This window comes from Proteus sp. fly-1089 (genome assembly GCF_040138965.1).
Classification (GTDB): domain Bacteria; phylum Pseudomonadota; class Gammaproteobacteria; order Enterobacterales; family Enterobacteriaceae; genus Proteus; species Proteus vulgaris_B.
This window is the reverse complement of record NZ_JBEETS010000001.1, coordinates 734529-759105: the sequence shown is the minus strand read 5'-3', so window position 1 is coordinate 759105 and position 24577 is coordinate 734529. Positions and strand designations below refer to the sequence as shown.

Annotated in this window: 18 protein-coding genes; 7 read left to right on the top strand and 11 right to left on the bottom strand. The window is 37.9% G+C overall.

Features of this window, described 5'->3' with window-relative positions; translation table 11 throughout:
* Nucleotides 1-247: 247 nt before the first annotated feature.
* Nucleotides 248-1282 carry an isoaspartyl peptidase/L-asparaginase family protein gene (locus tag ABN080_RS03515; RefSeq protein WP_349440377.1) on the bottom strand — a complete coding sequence of 345 codons (1035 nt, stop codon included), beginning with the start codon at nt 1280-1282 and terminating at the stop codon, nt 248-250.
* Between the two features lie 831 nt (nt 1283-2113).
* Here ABN080_RS03515 and ABN080_RS03510 point away from each other — a divergent pair.
* From ABN080_RS03510 to ABN080_RS03490, 5 genes are all read left to right on the top strand, one after another.
* Nucleotides 2114-3187 (top strand): HlyD family secretion protein, encoded by a 1074-nt coding sequence (locus ABN080_RS03510; RefSeq protein ID WP_349440376.1) that lies wholly within the window; start codon nt 2114-2116, stop codon nt 3185-3187.
* Nucleotides 3184-5952 (top strand): ribosome-associated ATPase/putative transporter RbbA, encoded by a 2769-nt coding sequence (gene rbbA / locus ABN080_RS03505; protein WP_349440375.1) that lies wholly within the window; start codon nt 3184-3186, stop codon nt 5950-5952. The genes ABN080_RS03510 and rbbA overlap by 4 nt, the downstream gene beginning before the upstream one ends.
* Entirely contained in the window at nt 5953-7080 is a 1128-nt protein-coding gene (locus ABN080_RS03500) for an ABC transporter permease (RefSeq protein ID WP_196552983.1), read from the top strand. It abuts the gene before it with no gap.
* Nucleotides 7081-7899: 819 nt separating this feature from the next.
* Complete coding sequence (locus ABN080_RS03495) at nt 7900-9204, top strand: insecticidal delta-endotoxin domain-containing protein (RefSeq protein WP_284551734.1); 1305 nt, start codon at nt 7900-7902, stop codon at nt 9202-9204.
* 11 nt (nt 9205-9215) lie between these two features.
* On the top strand, nt 9216-9521 hold the full coding sequence (locus ABN080_RS03490) for a hypothetical protein (RefSeq protein ID WP_072068145.1): 306 nt from the start codon (nt 9216-9218) through the stop codon (nt 9519-9521).
* A gap of 478 nt (nt 9522-9999) precedes the next feature.
* On the opposite strand, the gene kdpE is transcribed toward ABN080_RS03490, so the two are convergent.
* Genes kdpE through ABN080_RS18220 form a run of 6 tightly spaced genes read right to left on the bottom strand, consistent with a single transcriptional unit; the run spans nt 10000 to nt 17849 of the window.
* Complete coding sequence (kdpE, locus tag ABN080_RS03485; protein ID WP_196552985.1) at nt 10000-10683, bottom strand: two-component system response regulator KdpE; 684 nt, start codon at nt 10681-10683, stop codon at nt 10000-10002.
* A complete protein-coding gene (gene kdpD / locus ABN080_RS03480; protein WP_349440374.1) occupies nt 10680-13382 on the bottom strand; it encodes a two-component system sensor histidine kinase KdpD in 2703 nt (900 codons plus the stop codon). The genes kdpE and kdpD overlap by 4 nt, the downstream gene beginning before the upstream one ends.
* 1 nt (nt 13383) lies before the next feature.
* Entirely contained in the window at nt 13384-13980 is a 597-nt protein-coding gene (kdpC, locus tag ABN080_RS03475; RefSeq protein WP_340896570.1) for a potassium-transporting ATPase subunit KdpC, read from the bottom strand.
* Between the two features lie 10 nt (nt 13981-13990).
* Nucleotides 13991-16048 carry a potassium-transporting ATPase subunit KdpB gene (gene kdpB / locus ABN080_RS03470; protein WP_349440373.1) on the bottom strand — a complete coding sequence of 686 codons (2058 nt, stop codon included), beginning with the start codon at nt 16046-16048 and terminating at the stop codon, nt 13991-13993.
* Between the two features lie 11 nt (nt 16049-16059).
* Nucleotides 16060-17763 (bottom strand): potassium-transporting ATPase subunit KdpA, encoded by a 1704-nt coding sequence (gene kdpA / locus ABN080_RS03465; RefSeq protein ID WP_349440372.1) that lies wholly within the window; start codon nt 17761-17763, stop codon nt 16060-16062.
* Between the two features lie 2 nt (nt 17764-17765).
* Complete coding sequence (locus ABN080_RS18220) at nt 17766-17849, bottom strand: potassium-transporting ATPase subunit F (protein ID WP_115349781.1); 84 nt, start codon at nt 17847-17849, stop codon at nt 17766-17768.
* 226 nt (nt 17850-18075) lie between these two features.
* Here ABN080_RS18220 and ABN080_RS03460 point away from each other — a divergent pair, with 226 nt between their 5' ends.
* Entirely contained in the window at nt 18076-18762 is a 687-nt protein-coding gene (locus ABN080_RS03460) for an ankyrin repeat domain-containing protein (protein ID WP_349440371.1), read from the top strand.
* Nucleotides 18762-19223: a nucleoside deaminase gene (locus ABN080_RS03455; RefSeq protein WP_196552990.1), complete on the top strand. Its 462-nt coding sequence runs from the start codon at nt 18762-18764 to the stop codon at nt 19221-19223. Before ABN080_RS03460 ends, ABN080_RS03455 begins: the two co-directional genes overlap by 1 nt.
* A gap of 101 nt (nt 19224-19324) precedes the next feature.
* Here the strand turns inward: ABN080_RS03455 and dmsD are convergent, their stop codons facing one another.
* The 4 genes from dmsD to dmsA form a co-directional block, all read right to left on the bottom strand.
* Entirely contained in the window at nt 19325-19936 is a 612-nt protein-coding gene (gene dmsD / locus ABN080_RS03450; protein WP_349440370.1) for a Tat proofreading chaperone DmsD, read from the bottom strand.
* Nucleotides 19937-20109: 173 nt separating this feature from the next.
* Nucleotides 20110-20967: a DmsC/YnfH family molybdoenzyme membrane anchor subunit gene (locus ABN080_RS03445; protein WP_197269172.1), complete on the bottom strand. Its 858-nt coding sequence runs from the start codon at nt 20965-20967 to the stop codon at nt 20110-20112.
* A gap of 1 nt (nt 20968) precedes the next feature.
* Nucleotides 20969-21586 carry a DMSO/selenate family reductase complex B subunit gene (locus ABN080_RS03440; RefSeq protein WP_023582154.1) on the bottom strand — a complete coding sequence of 206 codons (618 nt, stop codon included), beginning with the start codon at nt 21584-21586 and terminating at the stop codon, nt 20969-20971.
* Between the two features lie 11 nt (nt 21587-21597).
* Nucleotides 21598-24036, bottom strand: coding sequence for a dimethylsulfoxide reductase subunit A (dmsA, locus tag ABN080_RS03435; protein ID WP_196552993.1), 2439 nt, complete (start codon nt 24034-24036; stop codon nt 21598-21600).
* Between the last annotated feature and the right edge of the window lie 541 nt (nt 24037-24577).

Genomic DNA, 24577 nt, shown 5'->3' with positions numbered 1-24577 from the left:
ATTTTAATAAGTAGAGTTGATCGTGTTTGTTTTTGCATCAATTAGTGTGTTAATTGAACGCAATTGGTGTGGATAGTAATCAAGCTGAGTTGGCGCTAAAATTAAGAATAAATTTCTTTCAGAAAAAATGTAGGAAATCAGACGAGTAATAGGAGATTGGCTAAGATTTCGTACCCAATTTTTCTCTTATTTTTAAATAGAAAAAATGAAGATCTTGGGTACGAAATAGAAAAATGACTATTTAAATTTACTCTTTATAAATAGCAACAACAGGTTTTCCATCATTACCGATAGTGCCACGGTACATACCTTCAGAATTAAAACTCATCGTATAGTTGCCAGATTTATCTAATACGATAACACCACCACTTCCATTAATAGCTTTAACTTCATCAAGTGCATTTTGTGCCGCTTTCTCTAAAGGTAGATTTTGATATTTAACTTGGGCTGCAATATTAAAGGCGGTTAATGTACGGATAAACATTTCACCAGAACCTGTTGCAGATACAGCAACTGTTTCATTATCGGCATAGTTTCCTGCACCAATAATAGGGGAGTCGCCAACTCGGCCATAGCGTTTGTTAGTCATTCCGCCTGTTGAAGTTCCCGCTGCTAAATTACCATATTGATCCAGTGCAACTGCACCCACTGTGCCATATTTATAATCGTACATCATCGGATCAATAAAAAGTGCAGCTGTTTTTCCATCATGATCTAAAACGACTTGTTCTTTTTCTATCGCTTTTTGAAGTTGTTGCCAGCGATGTTCAGTACGGAAATAAGAAGGGTCTACAATGGTCAGCCCTTGTTCTTTAGCAAAAAGATCTGCACCATTTGACACCATTAAAACATGAGGGCTTTTTTCCATTACTGCAATAGCAGCATTTATAGGATTTTTAACTGTAGTGACACCGGCAACAGCACCAGCATTGCGTGTTTTTCCATCCATAATAGAAGCATCTAGTTCATTGCGTCCGTCATGGGTAAAAACGGCGCCTTTTCCTGCATTAAAGAGGGGAGAATCTTCCATTACGTTAATCGATTTTTGAACCGCTTCTATACTAGTGCCTCCGCTATTCAAAACAGCATATCCCGCATTTAATGCTTCAGTCAGTTTTTCTTTATATTCTTTTTCTTGCTCAGGGGTGATCGTGTCTTTAGTGATTGTGCCTGCACCACCATGAATAACAAGACGAATTGGGGATTGAGTATTAGCAAAAACAGAGGTAGCAAATAGAGTGCAAAGTGTCATTGTGGCGAGTTTATACTTAATATTATTCATATAACCCTTCTTATTTTAGATTAAAATTAATTTGATATTTTCATATATTTTCTTATCGATTTGTTTCTAAATTTTAATTAATTACGAAATTTGGCTGTAATAACTAACTGCAATAATCACTATATAAAAAGTTTAAGACATAAGTGGTCTGAACACTTGAATTTATTGTTGATTTATCGATCTCTGTCATAGAGTGATTTTACTTTTTGATTTATTTCATAAATATTCAATGGGTTATATTTTTAAAGCTTGTTTTCATATCAAAATAAATATATTAAGCAAGTGATAATTAATCACATCTAAAATTAACAATAATATTTTCAATAGGTATCTAAAAATAGGCCTCAATTAATTTTATATAATAAATTCAACCTGTTGTCATATGGGATCAAATTGTAGTTAACTAATAATTAATTATTTTATAAAAGAAAATAGAAATACAAATATCATTTTAATATTGATAGGTGGTTGATAACTAATTGTTATTATTTCGTTTGTATTTTAATGCAATAAAAGGGTGTTTTTATATACAATTTGTGTGCTTCCTCGAATAATCAAAAAGGGATAATGGATTCTGTGATAAAAGTACTACATTAATTTGAGTTAAGGCTCTATTATAATGACATAATATTTATAATTCATAAGGTTAGCTTTTAATATTTTACTTTTTTATTAGGCATAAGTTAGCTTTATTAATACAAATGAACTATTTTTAAATATAGATAAAATAAAAAATTAATCAGTTTTAACTATTTAACTATTTTCTGACATACAGCAGATAAACACATTTTAGGTATTATTTTATGGCTAAAGGAAGGTTAAATAATTTATATGAAAAATCAAAAAAATAGTCGTTTTTTTGTTTATGGTATTATTTTTGTCGTGATAATTGCTGCAGGTGTTTTTTGGTGGAAATCTCAAGCACCGGCACTTCCTTCTGGATTTGCTCAAAGTAATGGGAGAATAGAAGCAACCGAAATTGATATATCAACAAAAAGTCCAGGAAGAATAGACTCTATTTTAGTTCAAGAAGGTGATTTTGTTAAAGCGGGTGAAGTTTTAGCCAAGATGGATACTCGTACACTTAAAGAACAACTGCATGAAGTTCAAGCACAATTAAATCAAGCAAAAAGCAGTGTTGTTACAGCTCAATCTGCATTATCACAACGTAACAGTGAACAACTTGCTGCCCAAGCGGTGGTTCGTCAACGTATTGCCGAACTGGATGCAGCACAAAAAAGACTCAATCGTTCTCGTGCACTAGTAAAAACCAATGCTATTTCTATTCAACAATTAGATGATGATATCGCCAGAACTGAAGGAGCAAGAGCAGCCGTTGAAGCTGCCAAAGCGCAAGAAACGGCAACCATAGCTGCTATTGAATCTGCAAAAGCGGGTATTATTCAAGCAAATACAAAAGTAGATGCCGCAACAGCAACAGAAAGACGCATCATGGCTGAATTAGATGACAGTATTTTAAAAGCCCCTCGTAATGGTCGTGTTCAATATCGAGTTGCTGAGCCAGGCGAAGTTTTAGGTGCTGGTGGTCGTGTGTTAAATATGGTTGATCTAAGTGATGTTTATATGACCTTCTTTTTACCAACTGAGGCGGCAGGTCAAGCCGCTTTAGGTAGTGACGTTCATATTATTTTAGATGCAGCCCCTCATATTGTTATTCCTGCAAAAACGACTTATGTCGCTAGTGTTGCCCAATTTACGCCTAAAACGGTTGAAACAGATAATGAAAGGCTGAAACTGATGTTTCGTGTAAGAGCAAGAATTTCACCTGAGTTACTCGAAAAACATCTTGAATATGTAAAAACTGGATTGCCTGGTCGTGCTTATATTCGATTAGATAACAATCAATCTTGGCCAACTGATTTAGAGGTGAAATTACCACAATGAGTCAAACAATGAGAACGCAAAGTCATTCTCATATCATTGAATTGACTCATGTATCCCAACATTATGGCGATACCAAAGCACTTGATGATGTGACATTGACTATTCCAGCAGGAAAAATGGTCGGCCTAATAGGCCCTGACGGTGTAGGTAAATCGAGTTTAATTTCTCTTATTTCAGGAGCAAGAGAAATTCAAACAGGGCAAGTAATTGTTTTAAATGGTGATATGACCGATGTTGAACATCGAAGGGCTGTTTGTCCTCGTATTGCTTATATGCCACAAGGATTAGGTAAAAATCTTTATCACACACTTTCTGTTTTTGAAAACGTTGATTTTTTTGGCCGTCTGTTTGGTCAATCAAAACAAGAACGAGCAGAACGCATAAACGACTTACTTGAAAGCACCGGGTTAGCGCCGTTTCGTGACAGACCTGCAGGCAAACTTTCTGGTGGGATGAAACAGAAATTGGGTTTATGTTGTGCATTAATTCATGATCCTGAATTACTTATTCTAGATGAACCGACAACAGGGGTTGACCCTTTATCACGTGCTCAATTTTGGGATTTAATTAATCGTATTCGTAAACGTCAAACAAACATGAGCGTGTTAGTTGCGACTGCTTACATGGAAGAAGCCGAGCGTTTTGATTGGCTGGTTGCTATGGATGCCGGTAAAGTTTTAGCAACGGGTCATGCCAATGAGTTAAAAGTACAAACTCAGACGAATGAATTAGAAGCCGCTTTTATCGAGTTGTTACCTGAAGAAAAGAAAAAGAATCATCAAAAAGTTATTATTCCTCCTAGAAATAAAAGTGACGATGACGTGATTGCCATTGAAGCTAAAGATCTAACCATGCGTTTTGGTCAATTTGTTGCGGTTGATCATGTGAGCTTTCGCATTCCTAAAGGTGAAATTTTTGGTTTCTTGGGATCAAATGGCTGTGGTAAATCAACCACAATGAAAATGCTGACGGGATTATTAGAAGCCAGTGAAGGGCGAGCTTGGTTATTTGGTCAAGAAGTTGATCCTAAAGATATCGAAACTCGTCGTCGGGTGGGATATATGTCGCAAGCTTTTTCACTTTATAGTGAATTAACAGTACGCCAAAATCTAGAATTACATGCCAAACTTTTCCATATTCCTGAAGAAGAAATTCCTCAGCGAGTCAAGGCGATGAGTGAACGTTTTAATTTAACTGATGTTGAAGATGTCCTCCCTGATGGTTTGCCATTAGGTATTCGCCAACGTTTATCCCTTGCAGTTGCAGTTATTCATAAACCCGAAATGCTGATACTGGATGAACCAACTTCAGGTGTTGACCCAATTGCACGAGATATGTTCTGGAACTTGATGGTTGACTTATCAAGACGTGACGGTGTCACTATTTTTATTTCAACCCATTTTATGAATGAAGCTGCACGCTGTGACCGAATGTCACTTATGCATGCGGGTAAAGTTTTAGTCACTGATACCCCAAGTAATTTAGTCAAAAATAGTCAATTTGATACCCTTGAAGAAGTCTTTATTGATTATCTTAAGAAGGCATCAGGTGAACAAGAAAACCCTGAACTTAATGAAAAAACACTACAACTTCCCACATCTAGCGATGAAAGTGCAGAAAAAGCCTTAAAGCAACGATTTAGTCTGCGACGTTTATTTAGCTATAGTATTCGTGAAGGCATGGAGTTGCGCCGTGATCCTGTGCGTCTAACATTGGCGTTATTAGGAACAGTTATTCTCATGTTTATTATGGGATATGGAATTAGCATGGACGTTGAAAACTTACGCTTTGGTATTATGGATAGAGACCAAACGGGTTTAAGTCAAGCATATAGCCAAAATCTATCAGGCTCTCGTTATTTTATTGAAAAAGCACCAATCACTGATTATGACCAACTTGAACGTCGGCTACGTAGTGGAGATATCACAGTTGCAATTGAAATTCCGCCTAACTTTGCCCGTGATGTTGCTAAGGGAAATACTGTAAAAATAGGAGTTTGGATAGATGGAGCTATGCCAAATCGAGCTGAAACAGTACGTGGTTATATTCAGGCGATGCACTTAACATGGATGCTTGATATGGCAATGCGTCAACCAACAAATGTAGTTGATAAATTATCACCGATTAATATCGAAACACGTTATCGTTATAATCCTGATGTAAAAAGTTTACCTGCTATTGTGCCTGCTGTTATCCCACTTTTATTAATGATGATCCCTGCGATGTTAAGTGCATTGAGTGTGGTACGTGAAAAGGAGCTGGGTTCTATTATTAATCTTTATGTTACACCTGTTACCAAAGCTGAATTTTTATTAGGTAAACAATTTCCTTATATTTTATTGGGAATGTTTAACTTTTTTATGCTCTGTGCGCTTTCGGTCTTTGTATTTGGTGTCAGTTTTAAAGGCAGTATGCTTACGCTCTCTTTAGGGGCATTGCTCTATATTACGATCGCAACAGGAATGGGGTTATTAATTTCTTGCTTTATGAAAAGTCAGATTGCCGCTATTTTTGGTACTTCAATTATTACCTTAATTCCAGCAACACAATTTTCAGGAATGATTGACCCTGTTTCATCACTAGAGGGCATTGGTAAATGGATAGGGCATATTTATCCTACTTCTCACTTCTTAACTATTGCAAGAGGGACTTTTTCAAAAGGATTAAATCTTTTTGATTTACCTTGGTCTTTTATTCCTTTGCTTATTACTATCCCTATTGTAATTGGGCTAAGTGTCTTTTTCTTGAAAAAGCAGGAGGCTTAAATGTGGCACACAATGCAAAATGTATTTAACTTAGGTATAAAAGAGCTACGAAGCCTCTCACGAGATAAGGCAATGCTGGCATTAATTGTGTTTGCTTTTACCGTATCGATTTACTCATCAGCAACGGTAACTCCGGGTTCATTGCACCATGCACCGATTGCGGTTGCTGATCAGGATAAATCACAATTATCTGCACGTATTGTAAATAGTTTTTATATGCCTTATTTTTTGCCACCTGCAGATATCACTCCTGAGCAAATAGATGGTTTGTTAGATAGAGGCGCTTATACGTTTGCATTAGATATCCCACCTAATTTTCAGCGTGATCTTTTAGCGGGGCGTAAACCGGAAATACAAGTTAATATCGATGCAACACGAATGAGCCAAGCTTTTTTAGGTAATAGTTATATACAAAACATTGTAATGGGAGAGGCGAAAACCTTTTTAGCCAAAAACAGAACCAACGACCCATTACCTGTTGATTTAGAAGTAAGAATGAGCTTTAACCCTAACTTAACACAATCTTGGTTTGGTTCCGTGATGGCAATTATCAACAATATCACTATGTTATCGATAGTATTAACAGGAGCCGCATTAATAAGAGAGCGAGAGCACGGAACCATTGAACATTTACTGGTTATGCCTGTAACTCCCTTTGAAATCATGCTTTCTAAGATATGGTCAATGGGGTTGGTTGTACTATTGGCATCGGTAATGTCATTAGTTTTAGTGGTAAAAACCTTGCTTAATGTACCTATTGAAGGCTCGGTTTTACTGTTTATGTGTGGTGTTGCTTTAAGCTTATTTGCGACAACTTCTATTGGTATTTTCTTAGGTACAATGGCGCGTTCAATGCCACAATTTGGTTTATTGATGATTATGGTTTTACTACCATTAAATATGCTATCTGGCGGTATGACGTCACGAGAAAGTATGCCTCAGTTTGTACAAGATGTAATGCAAACAATGCCAACGACACACTTCGTGAGTTTAGCTCAGGCCATTTTATATCGTGGTGCTGATTTCTCTATTGTATGGCCTCAATTTATTGTCTTAATTATTATTGGTTCTGTATTTTTCTCATTAGCCTTATTACGTTTTAGAAAAACCATTTCAGCTATGGCCTAATAAATTTTAAATATTAATCGATAAATTAACCTATTCTCTTCTATTATTAAATATAGAAGGAATAGGTTTTTTATTGATTCAATATATCTAATGTTGGTGTTTTTAATTAATGATAAGGTTTCAATAAATAATATTCACGAAGGTAAATAATCTATTTAAGGTAAGGCGTTAAATAAAATTCATTAATGAAGGGTTTTATTCATCACTTGAATAACATAGTTTATATATTTTTATTGATTGAGTTAAATTTATTTTTAATAAGGCTAATTTTATGAGAATAATTAAGATATTAAAAAAAGTAATAAGAGAAAGAAAACTTAATAAAGAATAAAAAATTGGAATAGATATAATGGATATTAAACCAATTAGAGATAAATTATAATTTTTTATTTGGGCATCAACATTCTTTAGATAATAATACTGGTTTAACAATAGATAGAAGTAAAGAGCATTTTGTTTTTAATCCTGATGGTGTTTTACCAAATAATAGACATACAGTCGGATATACACGCTTAGAATCATAACTTAATGGTGATGACACCTTAATGCTAAGAGACTGTCTGAACAAAGCATAGACTATTTTTAGGAAAAGTCACTGAAACATAAGAAAATAATAGAAATAACTTGCGAAACCTTGCCTTGCGTTAGATTTATTACATTTCCCTTTGAAAAGTTATATACATCTGTACTATAAAATATAAGATTTTCTTATTGGTTTTTAATTTATTAGTTTCTGGCAAGGGCGGAAACTAATCGAGAGAAAACACATTAAGTCACTCATTCTGTTTTTTATCATTGCTATAATTTAAGAGGCTAAATATGTCATCTACACTTAAGCTTAATGATGGTTTATCTGATATCGGAGCGATAATACATTATGGTATCAGTCAGATCCCAGTGGTCGGAGGTGTACTAAGCACCATTTTTGGCCTTTTATGGCCAACAGATAAGGAAGATATATGGAGCACGATTAAACAGGAAGTGCAAAGCCTTATTAATGAAGATATTCAAGAGGACGACTGGAATCGCCTTGTGGCCGCAGTAAGCGAGCTTCAGGATAAAGTATCATTTATCAATGACCAGTTAATTAATGCCCAGTATGATACTGCTGGCCCTGAACTGATGACAGTGGTTGTAGATATAATTGGAATTGAAGAAAACTTCAAAATAGAAGGGACTAATTTTAAATATGCATTTGCTCCACTTTTTGTCGCCGCTGTAAATTTAAAAATTGCCTTATATCTTGAAGGGATTAAATATTCTAATGAATTAGGATTAAGTCAAGATCAAGTTAATCAATTAAAGTCATTGCTTCAATCTGATGTTCAAAGCTCCAAGAGTTATTTATCTCCAATAAATTCGGCAATAGGCAGTACTTATCTTAACAACATACAGACCTACTTTAGTGTTAAGTTATATTATGAAACAAGCGTGTCTTTATTTAATGAACTATGGTCAGGGGATTATGAAGACTATAATGCTCCTGCACCGCTGGAAAATTACTACGTTCCAGTCATGGCAGCTGGATCTTTCTATAAGCTTATAAGCCTAGACGGGCAAAATTACTCAGTGCCTATGGCATTTGCTGAAGTCGCTGATAACTCAATGATGCCATCTACAAACATCCTGGGATCTTTATATCAGGAGCCAACATCTTATCCAGATGGCTATATTAATTTTATCGATGTTTATACAGACCTGTCAGTGTCACATCGAACTACTGGGTTAATGTTTACCTGTAGTGGGTCTGATGAACAATATGAAATGGGTATGACGCCAAATAACAATTACTCATTCAATGTTGGACAAAACACTATGAGTATTAATGTTGATGGTGGTGAGTTCATTAATCAGGTGTCCGTGAGAGCAGAATCTTTTGTTTCACAAATTGAGTTCACTACTAATCTTAATAATACAATGGTAGCAGGTCAGCATCCTGATGATGACCCTGTGCAAGAAGTCACTTTAGTCAGCCCATTTTCAATTAACTCCATGTATGTGGTCTCTGATGTTGCAGGATATATACAATCATCTGGCCATCAAATGTGTGGGATAGCGATTTCAGCAATATATAATAATGAACTTGCGATGCAATATGTCAGCAGTCTATATAAAAACAGTTAAGGAGGTGTGTTATGTCGACTACTAATTATGTTATTCAACCCTTGGAAACTGTTACAGTATGGGACGATGCTGAGCCTATCATTCCAACAGTTACTAAAAGTGTAATTGTTACTAATAATGGTGAAACGAAATTAGAAGTTGTGAATTACTGGGCACCGCCATCACATGTTTTTTATCCCGATACCACATATTGGGTTGAACCCTATGACACGATTATCGTTCAAGCCCCCCAACGATCATTTTACTACTACAGAGTTAATGTAACTAACTCGGATGATACCAAGGTGGGTGCGGCTATCGTTGAAATTTTAGATTAGCATTTACTTGATGGTCAGGAGATTCAATTACCTTTTTTGGATCTCCTGCCATAAGTAGTGGCGAGAGCTGATCCGGCGGCGACAATTCTTTAATGGCTACAATATCGACTATTGCAAAAAACATCACATTTCCGTCAAAATGTTTGTATCCGTTCGATGAATCCCACCTAGCTTTTAAAATCCCAAGGGAGTAAACGGTCGATGTTGGGTGTGGGGTGACATAATTCATTCAAGCTTTCGAAGCCTTAATAGCTCAGACCTCTCATCAGAATTCAAACTACTACCTGATTGCTCAGAGTCGAACAGTTATAAAGTAATTTATCGGTGGTCCCCAGCAGTCAGAAAAGAAAGCGATAATGGTATGTTTTATGGTTTTTGGTCAGGTGAGATCTTACGAGGATTAGGTATGTATATTTTATATAAACAAGAAAACTGATTAATTAATAGATTAACTTTGCCTATCCTCAAATAGCCACAGTTAAGGCATAAATCGATAACCGATCCCAGTTTCTGTTATTAAGTGTACAGGACATGTGGGATCGGCTTCTAATTTTTGGCGCAGATGCCCCATATAAATACGTAAATAATGGCTATGTTCGACAAAATTAGGCCCCCAAACATGTTGCATTAAATGCCGTTGAGTAAGCACTTTACCACTGTTATTAACCAATTCACTCAGTAAGCGAAATTCTGTTGGTGTTAAATGAACCAGTTCATTTTGGCGGGTGACAATGCGATTAACCCAATCAATAGTAATATCACCAAAGGTAAATTGTGTGTTTTCAGTTTCTTGCTTTACAAAACGACGTAGTGAAGCCCTTACTCTGGCAAGTAGTTCACTAATACCAAAAGGTTTCGTTAGATAATCATCAGCTCCCGCATCAAGTGCGTTTACTTTATCTTGTTCACCATCTCTTGCAGAAAGGACGATTACAGGCGTACTACTCCATTGGCGATAATCTTGAATAAAACAGAGTCCATCTTTATCAGGTAAGCCGAGATCAAGAATAACCAAATCGGGTTTTCTTGATGCGGCTTCAATTAACCCTCGTTGACATTCAGAGGCCTCATAAACACGAAAACCTTCGTTCTCTAATGCTAGCCGAACAAATCGTAAGATCTCTTTTTCATCTTCAATAATTAAAATGTTATATGGAGTCACTGTTTTATTTCAATCTCATCAATATCAGGGAGTGATTTTAAAGGTAAAACAAAGTGGAAACTTGCTCCACCTTTTTTATTGTTTTCAGCCCAAATTTCACCTTCATGCAAGCGAATAATCGCATTGCAAATCGCTAAACCTAATCCTACACCAGGAATAGCCGACTCTTTTACTGCGCGTGAAAATTTATTGAAAATATGCTGTAGCTGATCACAAGGGATACCATGACCTTCATCCCAAATTTCAACATGAATTTTTGTTTCTTCTGTGTAGGCTTTTATGCCTAACTTTGTGTTTGATGCCGTGTACTTAACCGCATTTTCAAGTAGGTTCGTGATAACCCGTTCAATTAAATTACCATCACAATAAAGCAGTAAATCAGCCGGAATATCAATTTTTAATGGATGTTTATCAAGTAAATAAGAGAGTGACCGAATAGCACTTCCTGTAATTTCTTGCAACGAATTCCATTGTAAATTCACTTGAATACCACCGGATTGTATCCGTGCCATATCCAGTAAGTTATTGACTAAACGTGAAGTTGTGAGAATTTGTTGTCGAATTTGGTTCACTTGCTCAGTATGTGAAGAACCTTCGGCACTTAAATTCAGAAGTAAGATCTCAGATTGACCAAAAAGCACAGTAAGAGGGGTTTTTAAATCATGAGAAAGAGCCGCTAAGAGTGCATTGCGTAATTGTTCTCGTTCTATATTAATTCGTGATTGTTCGGCCATTTCTGCCTGTTGTAATCGCTCAAGCGCATTGGCAATCAGACCATTAAACGTTTGTAATAATTGTTGTTGTTCAGGAATAAGTAATTGGCGAAGATTATTAGGTTCAATGGCTAAAATAGCCAAAACTTGTTGAGATGCACTAATAGGGTGTAATTGATAAGGCACACTTGGAAGCGTATCAGTGCCCGCGCCTGCAATTTGGTCTTTGTCATAACACCAACGTGCAATTGCATTATCAAGAGGTAAATGTCCCATTCCTTGAGCATGAAAAGGAGTTAATTCCTCTTGTTTATTGGGGATAAGCAAACAAACTTTGGCATCAAATGCACTTGATAGAAAATGATAACTTGTTTGAGCAATCTCTTGTAAATTTACCGCTCGACTAAGTTCTCGGGTCATTTCAAATAAATGGCGAGTACGTTGCTCTCTATAACGTGCAACCCGTGTTTGATAACGCATGCCTGCGGTTAAATTTCCTACTACTAGCCCAACAATAAGCATTACAGTAAATGTAATTAAATACTGCATATCTAAGACAGCGAGAGAAAAGTGAGGCTGTACAAAAAATAGATCAAAGCTAATAACATTAATTAATGCGGCAAAAATGGAAGGGCGACGGCCAAAAAAGAGAGCGATTAATACAACCCCCAATAAATAGAGTGTGACTAAATTGGCCTTATCAAGTGCTAATAGGAATGTACGAGAAAATAAGGTTATTGCTAAACATAATCCAATGGCTGTGAGATAACCTTTTATATTTTGTCGCCATTTATCATTTTGCAGTTGCGGTACTTTGGTTTTATAACGAAACTCCTCATCATTCAGAGCAACACTGATAACATGGAGATCAGGTGCATATCGCGCTAGTTTTTCAGCAAAACGCATACGTATCCAACGTTTTAGCCACTGCCACTTTTGATAAGTGCGCTGTCCAATAATCACTTTTCCTAAATTATGCTCTCTGGCATAACGGATCACTGCTTTTTCTGCATAATTGTCGGAGAGGATCGCGGTTCTAGCACCAAGATGTTTGGCCAGCTTTAATGAATGTAAAATTGCTCGGCGTTTATGTTCTCCAATTTGGTGAAGTTTAGGTGTTTCAACATAAATAGCATGCCATTGGCAACCAAAAGCAGCAGCATAACGCGCTGCTGTACGAACTAATTTATCGTTGCCACCATGAGCACCAAGGCAAACCATCAAGCTATCTGTTGTGTGCCAAACTGGGGCTGTTCCTTGACTATCGCGGAACTCTTTAACTTGTGTATCAACACGATCGGCCATACGACGTAAGGCTAATTCACGCAAGGCAATTAAATTACCTTTACGAAAAAAGTGTTCTATTGCACGCTCGGCTTGTCCTGCAATATACACTTTGCCTTCGTGTAATCGCTGTTGTAAATCGTCAGGTGGCAAATCCACCATAACTACTTCATCAGCACTATCAAAAATATAATCTGGAATTGTTTCTTGAACTCGAACACCTGTAATACTACCGACAATATCATTAAGACTTTCAATATGTTGTACATTTATCGTGGCAAGAACATCAATACCCGCATCCAATAGCTCTTCAATATCTTGCCAGCGTTTAGGATGTCGGCATTTATGGGGATTACTAAATGCCAATTCATCCATTAAGATCACCGCAGGGTGCCTTGCTAAAGCAGCATCTAAATCAAATGCTGTTAATTTTCTACCATGATAATGAATACGTTGTGGTGGCAATACTGGCAATCCACTTAATAATGCCGCCGTTTCTTGGCGTTGATGTGTTTCAACCACGCCCACAAGAATGTCGATACCTTGCTGGTGGAGACGTTGAGCTTCTTGCAACATGGCGTAGGTTTTCCCTACGCCAGCACAAGCACCAAAAAATATTTTTAAACGCCCTCGAGTTGTTATTCGCGTTGAAGCGAGTAAATCATCAGGAGAAGGGCGTTGCCATTGTTGATCATGTTCCATTCTATTGAATACTCGCTTTCTGTTGTATTTCAGCACTTAATTTATCAAGTGCTTGATTCAGCATAAATACATTCACCACAGGCTCTCCCATAAATGACATTAATGGAGATATCGTGTTATTTTTTATTAATTGTTCTATTTCATTTTTTGGAAGCTGGCGTAACTGTGCAATATTTTCAACTTGGTAATAGGCTGCTTGTAATGAAATATGAGGATCAAGCCCACTTCCTGATGCAGTGACCAAATCCACAGGTACTATATGATGATTACCAACATTTTTTTGCCATGTTTGAACTCGTTTTACAACTTCATTTAGTAACAATGGATTAGAAGTCGCCAATTGGCTAGCACCTGAAGCCATACTGTTATAAGGCATTTCTGTCGTCATCGAAGGCCGACTTTTAAAATAATCGGCTCGATTAAATTGTTGGCCAATTAATTCAGAACCAATGAGCGTGTTATCTTGATAAATAAGAGAACCTTTCGCTTGCCATGGGAATATTAAGTTAGCTAATCCTGTTACTAAAAGAGGATAGGCTAGCCCAGTTATTAGTGTAAGTAATAATAACATTACTAATGATGAACGAAATAGAGGCATATATAACTCCTTAAAACCCAATAAGCGCTAAAATCATATCGATAACTTTAATGCCAATAAATGGTATTAATAGCCCGCTGATCCCATATAACGAAAGATTACGACGAAGTAATACATGTGCTGATACAGGGCGATAATTTACACCTTTAAGTGCAAGTGGGATCAAGAAAACAATAATTAAGGCATTAAAAATAACTGCAGATAGCATGGCCGATGCTGGTGAATGTAAGTCCATTACATTAAGCATATTGAGTTGAGGATAAGTGACGGCAAAGGCGGCTGGAATAATGGCAAAATATTTAGCAATATCATTGGAAATACTAAAAGTAGTTAACGCACCACGTGTCATTAGCATTTGTTTACCGATGTGTACAACTTCGATTAACTTTGTTGGATTAGAGTCTAAATCAACCATATTACCGGCTTCTTTGGCAGCTTGAGTACCTGAATTCATCGCAACAGCAACATCGGCTTGTGCTAATGCAGGAGCATCATTAGTGCCATCACCCGTCATTGCGACTAATCGGCCTTCTGATTGATATTGACGAATTAATGCTAATTTTGCCTCAGGTGTTGCTTCTGCAAGGAAGTCATCAACACCAGACTCTGCTGCGATAGCTGCCGCCGTAAGATGATTATCACCGGTGATCATGACGGTTTTTATCCCCATTTGGCGAAGTTGAGCAAAACGTTCTTTAATACCTCCTTTCACAATATCTTTAAGTTCAACAACCCCTAAAATTTTCTGATTTTCAACGACCACCAGCGGTGTTCCACCTGCTCTTGCTACTTGCTCAACTATAGTGGTGACTTCATCAGGAAAATGACCGTGACTGACTTCAATATGACGACGAATAGCATCAACAGAACCTTTGCGGATCAATCGCTCTCCAATATTGACCCCACTCATTCGAGTCATTGCAGAAAAAGGAATAAAAGAAGCCCCCATTGATGCTAAATCACGCTCACGCAAATTAAAGCGTTGTTTAGCAAGGATCACAATGCTTCTGCCTTCGGGTGTTTCATCTGCAAGAGAACTTAACTGTGCGGCATCAGCAAGTTGTTTTTCGCTGATCCCTGAAAGGGGGATAAAACGTGATGCTTGGCGATTGCCCAATGTAATGGTACCTGTTTTATCAAGCAGTAAAACATCAACATCACCAGCGGCTTCAACTGCACGACCACTAGTTGCGATAACATTCGCATCTAACATTCGGCTCATACCTGCAACACCAATCGATGAAAGCAACCCACCGATCGTGGTAGGGATCAGACATACTAACAAAGCAATTAAGGTTACGACTGAAATAACGTCGCCATGGCCTTGAAACTCGACAGCAAAAACACTGAACGGGTAAAGGGTGATGCAGGCTAATAAGAAAATAAGTGTGAGCGCTGTTAATAAGATAGTTAATGCCACTTCATTTGGTGTTTTTCTGCGTTTAGCTCCTTCAACCATTCCAATCATACGATCGAGAAATGAATTACCCGCTTCAGCAGTACAACGAATAATCAACCAATCAGATAACACACGAGTACCTCCAGTGACAGAAGAAAAATCACCACCTGATTCACGGATCACGGGTGCGGATTCACCCGTAATAGCACTTTCATCAACTGAAGCACCACCTTCAATAACTTCACCATCACAAGGAATAACTTCACCCGCGTTGACTAAAACGATATCACCTTTATGTAATGAGAAAGAGTCAACGGTTTCTTTTGGTGCATTGATGTCAGCGTGATGTAAACGTACTGCTTTGGATTGTTGTTTAGCACCACGTAAACTAGCTGCTTGTGCTTTGCTTCGGCTTTCTGCTAATGACTCAGCAAAATTGGCAAATAACAATGTCACCCATAACCAAAACATCACTTGTGAAGTAAAGTGATTATCATTAGGGAGATACTCTAATAGCGAAGCAATCCAAATACCGGTAGTTAAAAGCGCACCAACATAAACAATAAACATAACGGGGTTACGCCATTGTGCCTGAGGTGTACATTTTCTTATCGCATCAAAGAAAGCCGACATTATTGTTTTGCTGTCAAAAAGTTGGGTTGTTTTCATGATAGGTTTCCTTATTTAGCCCAAAACAGCTGTAAGTGTTCTGCAATAGGGCCAAGTGCTAATGCCGGAACAAAAGTCAAAGCACCGATCAATAATACCGTGAGGATCAATAAAAAAATAAACAGTGGTGAAATGGTAGAGAGTGTCGCTAAGCTTTCTGGTTGACGTTTTTTCACCGCTAAACTACCGGCAATAGCGAAAACAGGTAACATGACACCAAAGCGGCCAATGAGCATTGCAATACCCAATAACAGATTATAAAAAGGTGAATTGACATTGAGTCCAGCAAAGGCACTACCGTTATTATTCGCAGCAGAAGTAAATGCATATAACACTTCGCTAAAACCATGAGGGCCAGGGTTTAAAATGGCTTCACGACCAACATCAGTAAATAAAGCGAGGGTTGTACCTAATAAAACAATGGTTGGAGAGATTAAAATAGCAACGGCTACCCATTTCATCTCAGCAACACCTATCTTTTTACCGAGATATTCCGGCGCACGACCAACCATTAATCCAGCGATAAATACAGCTAATAACACATAGAGGATCATGCCATAAAATCCTGAACCTACACCGCCAAAAACCACTTCACCTGTTTGCATTAACCACATTGGTACCATGCCACCTAATGCCGTTAATGAATCGTGCATTGCATTAACGGCACCACAAGATGCTGCCGTTGTGACAGCAACAAAAATGGCGCTACCAATTATTCCAAACCGTGTTTCTTTGCCTTCGAAATTCAGTGAGCTATTGGTACCTGCGAGCATAAATTCTGGATTTCCGTGCCATTCAGCCCAAGTAATAACACCAACGGCAACAATAAAAATCAGCGTCATTGCCCAAAGTAAAGTGTAGCCTTGGCGCTGAGTTCCACTTAAACGACCAAAGGCAAAACACAAGGCAGTAGGGATAAGAAAAATAGCGAGTATTTGTAAGAAGTTGCTTAATGAAGTGGGATTTTCATAAGGATGTGCAGAGTTTGCTGCAAAATAACCACCGCCATTTGTACCTAATAACTTAATTGCTTCTTGAGAAGCAACTGGTCCCATTGGCAGCCATTGGTGTTGACCATCAAGACCTTGACTCAATAGCGCAGGATGAAAGTTTTGTATCACGCCTTGGCTGACAAAGAATAACGACCAGATAATAGCTAAAGGGAGTAAGACATATATTGTAATACGTCCCATATCGACCCAAGCATTTCCTAAAGAAGTACAAGAAGATTGTGTTAATGCCCGAATTAAAACGAAAGCTACCGCAATTCCAGTTGTGGCAGATAAAAAATTTTGTACTGCAAGCCCCATCATTTGGCTCAAATAACTGACGGCAGTTTCACCGCTATAAGCTTGCCAGTTAGTATTTGTAATAAAGCTAATAGTTGTATTTAGCGCTAAATCCCAATTCATATTAGAGGCAAATTGGGGATTTAGAGGTAAATAGCCTTGGTTAAGCAGTATGACAAATAATAGAATTGCCCCCATTAAATTAAAAATAAGCAGAGCGAACATATACTGATATCCGCTCATAGGCTGAATGGACTTACCTGCGGGTTTAAAACCACAGCAACGCCAAATGATATGTTCAGTTTGAGTAACCCAATGAGGTAAATCACCTTCAATCAGGCGAGCCAAATAATGCCCAAGCATTTTTCCTATTACAAAGAGTGTAATAAGAAAAACAGCAATATATATCAACGCTGTTGTTGCCATTTTTAAAATGCCTCTGCGTGAAATAACACATAAATAAGATAAGCAGTGAGCAAAACAACTAATGCCACAGCACCGAATATCACCATCAGAACGATCCTTTTACTATTTAGATTAAGAAAGCGTACTTAAAGGACTGTAAAGATGTTGATAAAAGAGATAGGTGAAGTGTAAAAAAAGTATAAAAATGGCTAATAGGTGTGCATAGACTCCTTGATTGGTTGAAATAAGGTCATGCCTTTGTTAGATCTAAGTTAGGTTAAAATAATATGCTAATTAAGTGGATAGAAATTAGCACTCTCTAGAGGATATTGAATGAATACTCGCTATCTAAAGGCCAAATGGTTTTTATACTTCTTAAGCTTATTAATAATTTCATCTATATTCATGGTCAAAGCGATGGCAAATTCTGATAAAGCATATTTAGTTACACTGGCACAAGAGGGGAATTTATCTGAATTAAAACGTCAGATAGAACAAGGTGCAAATATTGAACAACGTGATCTAAAATTACGTACACCGCTAATGGCGGCAACACATGCCAACCAAATTGAGGTTGCAAAATACCTGATTGAGCACGGTGCAGATGTTAATGCCCGTGATGCTATTCATGATTCACCCTATCTTTATTCGGGCGCTAGAGGTTTACAGGAGATCTTAGAATTAACGTTATCCCATGGCGCTTCACTTAAAAGCGTTAATCGTTATGGTGGAACAGCATTAATTCCTGCTTCAGAGCGGGGTCATGTAAAAACAGTAAAAACATTGATTGATGCTGGTGTGGATGTTAATCATATTAATCGTTTAGGTTGGACTGCTTTAATTGAAGCTATTATTTTAGGTGATGGTAGCCAAAAATATGAAGAGATTGTGACTTTACTTATTGAAGGTGGAGCTAACGTTAACCTCGCCGATGGCTCTGGCCACACACCATTAACCTTAGCTAAAGATAAAGGCTATACAAACATCGTTAATATACTTGAACAAGCGGGGGCGAAATAATGTCAGATAATCAGTTTATACAACAAGCTATATCACTTGCCATGGATAATGTGAAAGTAGGGGGAAGGCCTTTTGGCGCGGTCATTGTGAATAATGGTCAAGTGATTGCAAGTGCTGTTAATCAAATAATAACGACAAATGATCCCACTGCCCACGCTGAATTATTAGCATTACGGGAAGCCGGTAAAGTATTAGGGCGAACAAAATTAGATGATTGTATAGTTTATGCCAGTGGACAACCTTGTCCAATGTGTCTTGCTGCAATGCGTATGGCGGGGATCTCTAAAGTTTTTTATGCCTATTCTAATGAGGATGCAGAGCCTTACGGACTATCGACAGCCAGTATTGCTAAAGCATTAAGAAAGGTACCAGAGCAACAAGAAGGCCTTCAATTTGTACAGATAAAAACGGAGGGGGAAATACAACCCAAGCTTTACCAGTATTGGTCACAGCAACCTTAGATGTTCATTTTTCTATAAATAAAAGTCCTAAAAGCGAGATTAAAATAACAGCATAAGATCTGATACTTTTAGGACTTTTTATTTTTACTATTGATGATTAATCAACAAAACAATTGCTTTTCAGCAGGAGCCACATTTAACTGCGATTGCCAACTTTTGAGCGTTAATGTCGCCAACATGGCTAAACCTTCGTAATAAGGGAATGCCCCTTGCAAAGATAACTTCTCTAAATAGCGATAAGCCCATGGCAGAAGATGTTCTGCTAATAGCTCATTGAGCTTTTCAGGGCGAGTTTCTGCAATCCATGCCACCATCATTACCATTAATCCAAAGTGATCTTCAGGTTCATTTTGGGTTAATGCAATATCAATGCCATTTTCTAGCATCCATTCACGTAAATCTAATGTTGAATTACCAAATAATACATTTTCATGATCAAGATAGACCGAGCCCCAAGGCGGTGCTGGAAGTGCGTAAGGGCCGACAAATAGGCGCTGATAAGCTTGTGCTAAAGTTTCTTCATTAAATGAGGTTTGTGAAAGCAGACTTGCAATACGTTGCTTTTCTTCTTCGCTGCCATACGGCCATTCTTCAATCCACTTTTGACTCGACAGCAGTTCGACAATGTCACTTTTTTCAGTGGGTGAATAATAAAACGCTGCACCTAAAATACGGGCAGTAAGAGAAATATCAGTAATAAGTTGTTGTTCCATAATATTTTTATAATCCGCTTAGATTTATTGTCTTTACTATATGCGATTTTCTATCTAAACATAATGACTAAGATTAAAAAAGAGTGATACCGCATTATAAAAGGAAAACCGCCATAACAGATAAAAGAGTGGACTTTTTAACTATTACAGCGGTTTAAAGGCTGAGTATTTAATTAACCAACTACCGCCATACCGACAGTCATATGTAAACCATAGAACACACCACGTCCAATAAATTCACCGGTAAACACTAAAATAAAGCCCAATGCTAATAAAGCAACAGAAGGGTTATTTTTACGTAGAAGTGGTGTAATCCAGCAACTTAAGCCTAAAACTAAAGCTACTAATTTAATTCCCATCAAAGCACCATAGTTAGGGACTAAATCTACCGCTTTTTGTACAGAGGTTTGAATAGAACCTAATTCAAAGCCTTGAGATGTTGCCACAATAGCACTCACAATAATTGCGATAACACTCAATAATGGCAATGTACTGGCGCAATTGAGGTTAAAACCTGCAATACGCAGTAAAAGTGCCGCTAAAATAGGGCCACCGATAAAGGCAGTTAGCACAAAATTAAATGTGGTGTAGCTGTTATACCATGTTGGAACGGTATCAATTTGGTATACGCGAGATATTGCCGTAATAAATAATGCGGCTAATACTATAACCAGTGCGACCCATAATTTGCCTAATGCAGCCGGCATTTTATTAAGTACAGCCAATAGCCAATAAATCCCCCCTAGGGCAAAGAAAATTGAACCACTGGCAATTTCATTACTTAATGATGAGTGACCCAGACGAAGTAATGAGTTAAATGCACGTAATGGGGTTCCCATATGCATCATAGATAATAAGAAACCAATTCCCATTAATGCCCAAAGACCAAACATGCTGTAATGTACTTTTCTGTTCATTTCAGGAGAAAGCTTACCCGAAAGAATAGCGCATCCCATGATAATAAAAGCGCCAGCAACACTTTGACCGATAACAGTAAAGAACATCAGTGGCCATTCATGCAATCCCACCATCTTACACCTCCTCTGGGTTTGCCAGATGACCGGTGGTATCACCCACAGGACGGCTATTGGCATTTAATTTAAGGACAATATTTGGCTTGGTGTATTTTGCTGACGGAAGTGGGGCGATTTCAGCTAAATCACCGTATTTTGCGCGTAATTCTTCAATAGGTGCCATATCTAATGCGCGTAGTGGACAAGACTCAACACAAATTGGTTTTTTGCCTTCAGCTACACGCTCATAGCAACCGTCACACTTGGTCATATGACCTTTGACTTCATCAAATTGCGGTGCACCATAAGGGCATGCCATATGGCAATAGCGACAACCGATACAAATATCTTCATTAACAACAACAAAGCCATCTTCACGTTTATGCATTGCACCGCTTGGGCAAACTTTTGCACAAGCAGGATCGTCACAGTGGTTACACGAAATAGATAAGTAATAGGCAAAAACATTTTGTGTATAAACGCCATCTTGTTCTGTCCAATCGCCACCTGCATATTCATAGATACGGCGGAAATTGACTTCAGGGGATAAATTTTTAAAATCCTTGCACGCCAGTTCACAGGTTTTGCAGCCGGTGCAACGACTTGAATCAATGTAAAAACCATATTGCGTTGACATAACCAGACTCCTTACGCCTTGACGACTTCAACAAGATTACTGTGAGAAGGATTACCCTTGGCAAGTGGCGAAGGGCGTTGTGTCGTTAACACGTTAATGCTACCTGCGTGATCAATGCGGTTACTATCTGGGTTATACCAAGCACCTTCACTTAAACCGACTACACCAGGTAAGATACGAGGTGTCACTTTTGCGTTGATCCTAACTTCACCACGATCGTTATAAATACGCACTAAATCACCGTGTTTAATGCCTCGTTTTGATGCATCAACAGGGTTTATCCATATTTCTTGTGGGCATGCGGCTTTTAAAACATCTACGTTGCCATAAGTTGAGTGAGTACGTGATTTATAATGGAAACCCGTCATTTGTAATGGATATTTTTCCATTGCCGGATCACCATAGCTTTCAAAACCAGCAGAATAAATCGGCAGTGGATCAATAACATCGTCAGATGCAAGCTCCCATGTCGCTTTAATGTCAGCAAGTTGAGAAGAATAAATCTCAATTTTTCCTGATGGTGTCGTTAATGGGTTATTTTCAGGATCTTCACGGAATTTGCGATAAGCAACATGATGACCCTCAGGGTCGCGTTTTTTGAAGATCCCTTGAGCTCGGAACTCTTCAAAAGTTGGAAGTTCAGGTAAGTTGTGGCGAGATTGTTCGTAAAGATGACGTAACCATTCTTCTTGAGTTCGGTTCTCAGTGAATTTTTCACCCACCCCCATGCGTTTTGCAATTTCGCTGGTCATTTCATAGATATTACGGCTTTCAAAGCGAGGTTTAATTGCTTGATCTGCAAAAATTACATACGCCATATTACCCGCAGATGCATCCATACAGAAATCCATCTGTTCTGATGCAGTGCAATCAGGAAGTAGAATATCGGCATATTTTGCGGATGATGTCATATGATTATCGATCACCACAATCATTTCGCATTTTTTATCGTCTTGCAAAATGTCGTGAGTACGATTGATTTCAGAATGCTGGTTGACTAAACAGTTACCTGCGTAGTTCCAAACCATTTTAATAGGCACATCCAATTTGTCTTTACCACGAACACCATCACGTGTTGCCGTCATTTCTGGACCACGTAAGATTGCATCCGTCCACATAAACATGGAAATGCTGGTGGTTACAGGGTTAGTGAACGTAGGCATACGAACAAAAGGAATGCTGTAAGAGCCTTCGCGAGCACCAGTATTGCCACCGTTAATTCCCACATTACCGGTTAAAATAGAGAGCATTGCAATCGCACGAGAGGCTAATTCACCATTAGAACGACGTTGAGGTCCCCAACCTTGAGTGATATACGCCGGTTTTGCCGTCGCAATTTCCCGTGCTAATTTCACAATTCGTGAAGCGGGAATACCTGTAATTTGTGCTGCCCATTCTGGCGTTTTAGGCTGACCGTCTGCGCCATCACCTAAAATATAGGCCTTATAGTGACCATTTTTTGGCGCGCCTTCTGGCAGGGTGGTTTCATCATAACCTACACAATATTTATCAAGGAAAGGCTTATCAACTAAGTCTTCTTTGATCATGACATATGCTAATGCATTGACTAATGCGGCATCAGTTCCTGGACGAATAGGTATCCACTCATCTTCACGGCCTGCACCTGTATCGGTATAGCGTGGATCGATAATAATCATTCGAGCATCAGATTTCTCACGGGCTTGCTCAACGTAATAAGTGACACCACCACCACTCATCCGTGTTTCACCAGGATTATTACCAAACATCACAACAAGTTTTGTATTTTCAATATCTGAAGGGCTATTACCATCCGCCCAACCACCATAGGTGTAGTTTAAGCCAGCTGCAATTTGTGCCGTACTGTAATCACCGTAGTGATTGAGATAACCACCACAACAATTCATTAAACGAGCAATCAATGTTGCACCCGGTGGCCATGATTTCGTCATCGTGCCACCTAAAGTACCTGTGCCGTAGTTCAAATAAATAGATTCATTACCATAATCTTTAATCAAACGTTTCATGGTATCTGAAATCGTATCAAAGGCTTCATCCCATGAAATACGTTCAAATTTGCCTTCACCACGTTTACCCACACGTTTCATTGGATAGCGCAAACGATCAGGGTTGTAAACACGACGACGCATTGAGCGACCACGTAAACAGGCACGAACTTGGTGTAATTCTTCGTAGACATCATTACCTGTGTTGTCAGTTTCTACATATTTAATTTCACCATCAACAACATGCATACGTAATGGGCACCGACTACCACAGTTTACTGTACAGGCACTCCACACCACTTTTTCGCTATTTGTTGTCGGTTTTGTTTCTGTGGCGATGGCTTGATTAAAGGGGAGAGATAATCCCCCAGCAGTTATTGCTAAACCACCCGCTGCACCTGTTTTTACAAAACGACGGCGAGATAAGGGAGTGGAAAGTAACGCCATCTCTTTGATGTTTTTCATACATTACTCACTTGATTATTTATATTTTTAAGAAAAAAGAAGCCAACGAGCTTATAGAGAAATAATTATTGTTATTGTTGTTAAAAAATAAGCACTTTAACGTAGGCAATAAAACCCAACTGTTAATGTGGATACTACGTATTTTCTAAAAGTTGTAGTTGCTTTACATCAAAGAAAAGTGATTTATTACAAGCGTTACCAGTTTTTAAGGTTAATCTAAGCTTTTGTATTTGTTAAATTTAATCAGATGATTAATATTGTTGTATAATAAAATATATAACGATTAATGAAGTATTATAATGTTACTGATAACAAGGAGTGGATGAAATAATAATATGCTATCTGTCAGATTTAACTGGATAATTTGCCAATAAAATTAATGAATGGAATATTTTTTTCTAAAATAAAATTATTTAACATTATATTAATTTATTTAGCTAAATAAAAAATAATTTGTTTAGCTTTTGGGTTGTTTTGTCTTCATTTTAATTATCTAAAAAAGACTAATGATATGTCTTTTTTGTCGTTTAGATCACAAATA

Bases quoted from the DNA above. Each gene is read 5' to 3' on its own strand.
- ABN080_RS03515 (WP_349440377.1), bottom strand. From the start codon at position 1,282: ATGAATAATATTAAGTATAAACTCGCCACAATGACACTTTGCACTCTA.
- ABN080_RS03510 (WP_349440376.1), top strand. From the start codon at position 2,114: ATGAAAAATCAAAAAAATAGTCGTTTTTTTGTTTATGGTATTATTTTT.
- rbbA (WP_349440375.1), top strand. From the start codon at position 3,184: ATGAGTCAAACAATGAGAACGCAAAGTCATTCTCATATCATTGAATTG.
- ABN080_RS03500 (WP_196552983.1), top strand. From the start codon at position 5,953: ATGTGGCACACAATGCAAAATGTATTTAACTTAGGTATAAAAGAGCTA.
- ABN080_RS03495 (WP_284551734.1), top strand. From the start codon at position 7,900: ATGTCATCTACACTTAAGCTTAATGATGGTTTATCTGATATCGGAGCG.
- ABN080_RS03490 (WP_072068145.1), top strand. From the start codon at position 9,216: ATGTCGACTACTAATTATGTTATTCAACCCTTGGAAACTGTTACAGTA.
- kdpD (WP_349440374.1), bottom strand. From the start codon at position 13,382: ATGGAACATGATCAACAATGGCAACGCCCTTCTCCTGATGATTTACTC.
- kdpC (WP_340896570.1), bottom strand. From the start codon at position 13,980: ATGCCTCTATTTCGTTCATCATTAGTAATGTTATTATTACTTACACTA.
- kdpB (WP_349440373.1), bottom strand. From the start codon at position 16,048: ATGAAAACAACCCAACTTTTTGACAGCAAAACAATAATGTCGGCTTTC.
- kdpA (WP_349440372.1), bottom strand. From the start codon at position 17,763: ATGGCAACAACAGCGTTGATATATATTGCTGTTTTTCTTATTACACTC.
- ABN080_RS18220 (WP_115349781.1), bottom strand. From the start codon at position 17,849: ATGGTGATATTCGGTGCTGTGGCATTAGTTGTTTTGCTCACTGCTTAT.
- ABN080_RS03460 (WP_349440371.1), top strand. From the start codon at position 18,076: ATGAATACTCGCTATCTAAAGGCCAAATGGTTTTTATACTTCTTAAGC.
- ABN080_RS03455 (WP_196552990.1), top strand. From the start codon at position 18,762: ATGTCAGATAATCAGTTTATACAACAAGCTATATCACTTGCCATGGAT.
- dmsD (WP_349440370.1), bottom strand. From the start codon at position 19,936: ATGGAACAACAACTTATTACTGATATTTCTCTTACTGCCCGTATTTTA.
- ABN080_RS03445 (WP_197269172.1), bottom strand. From the start codon at position 20,967: ATGGTGGGATTGCATGAATGGCCACTGATGTTCTTTACTGTTATCGGT.
- ABN080_RS03440 (WP_023582154.1), bottom strand. From the start codon at position 21,586: ATGTCAACGCAATATGGTTTTTACATTGATTCAAGTCGTTGCACCGGC.
- dmsA (WP_196552993.1), bottom strand. From the start codon at position 24,036: ATGAAAAACATCAAAGAGATGGCGTTACTTTCCACTCCCTTATCTCGC.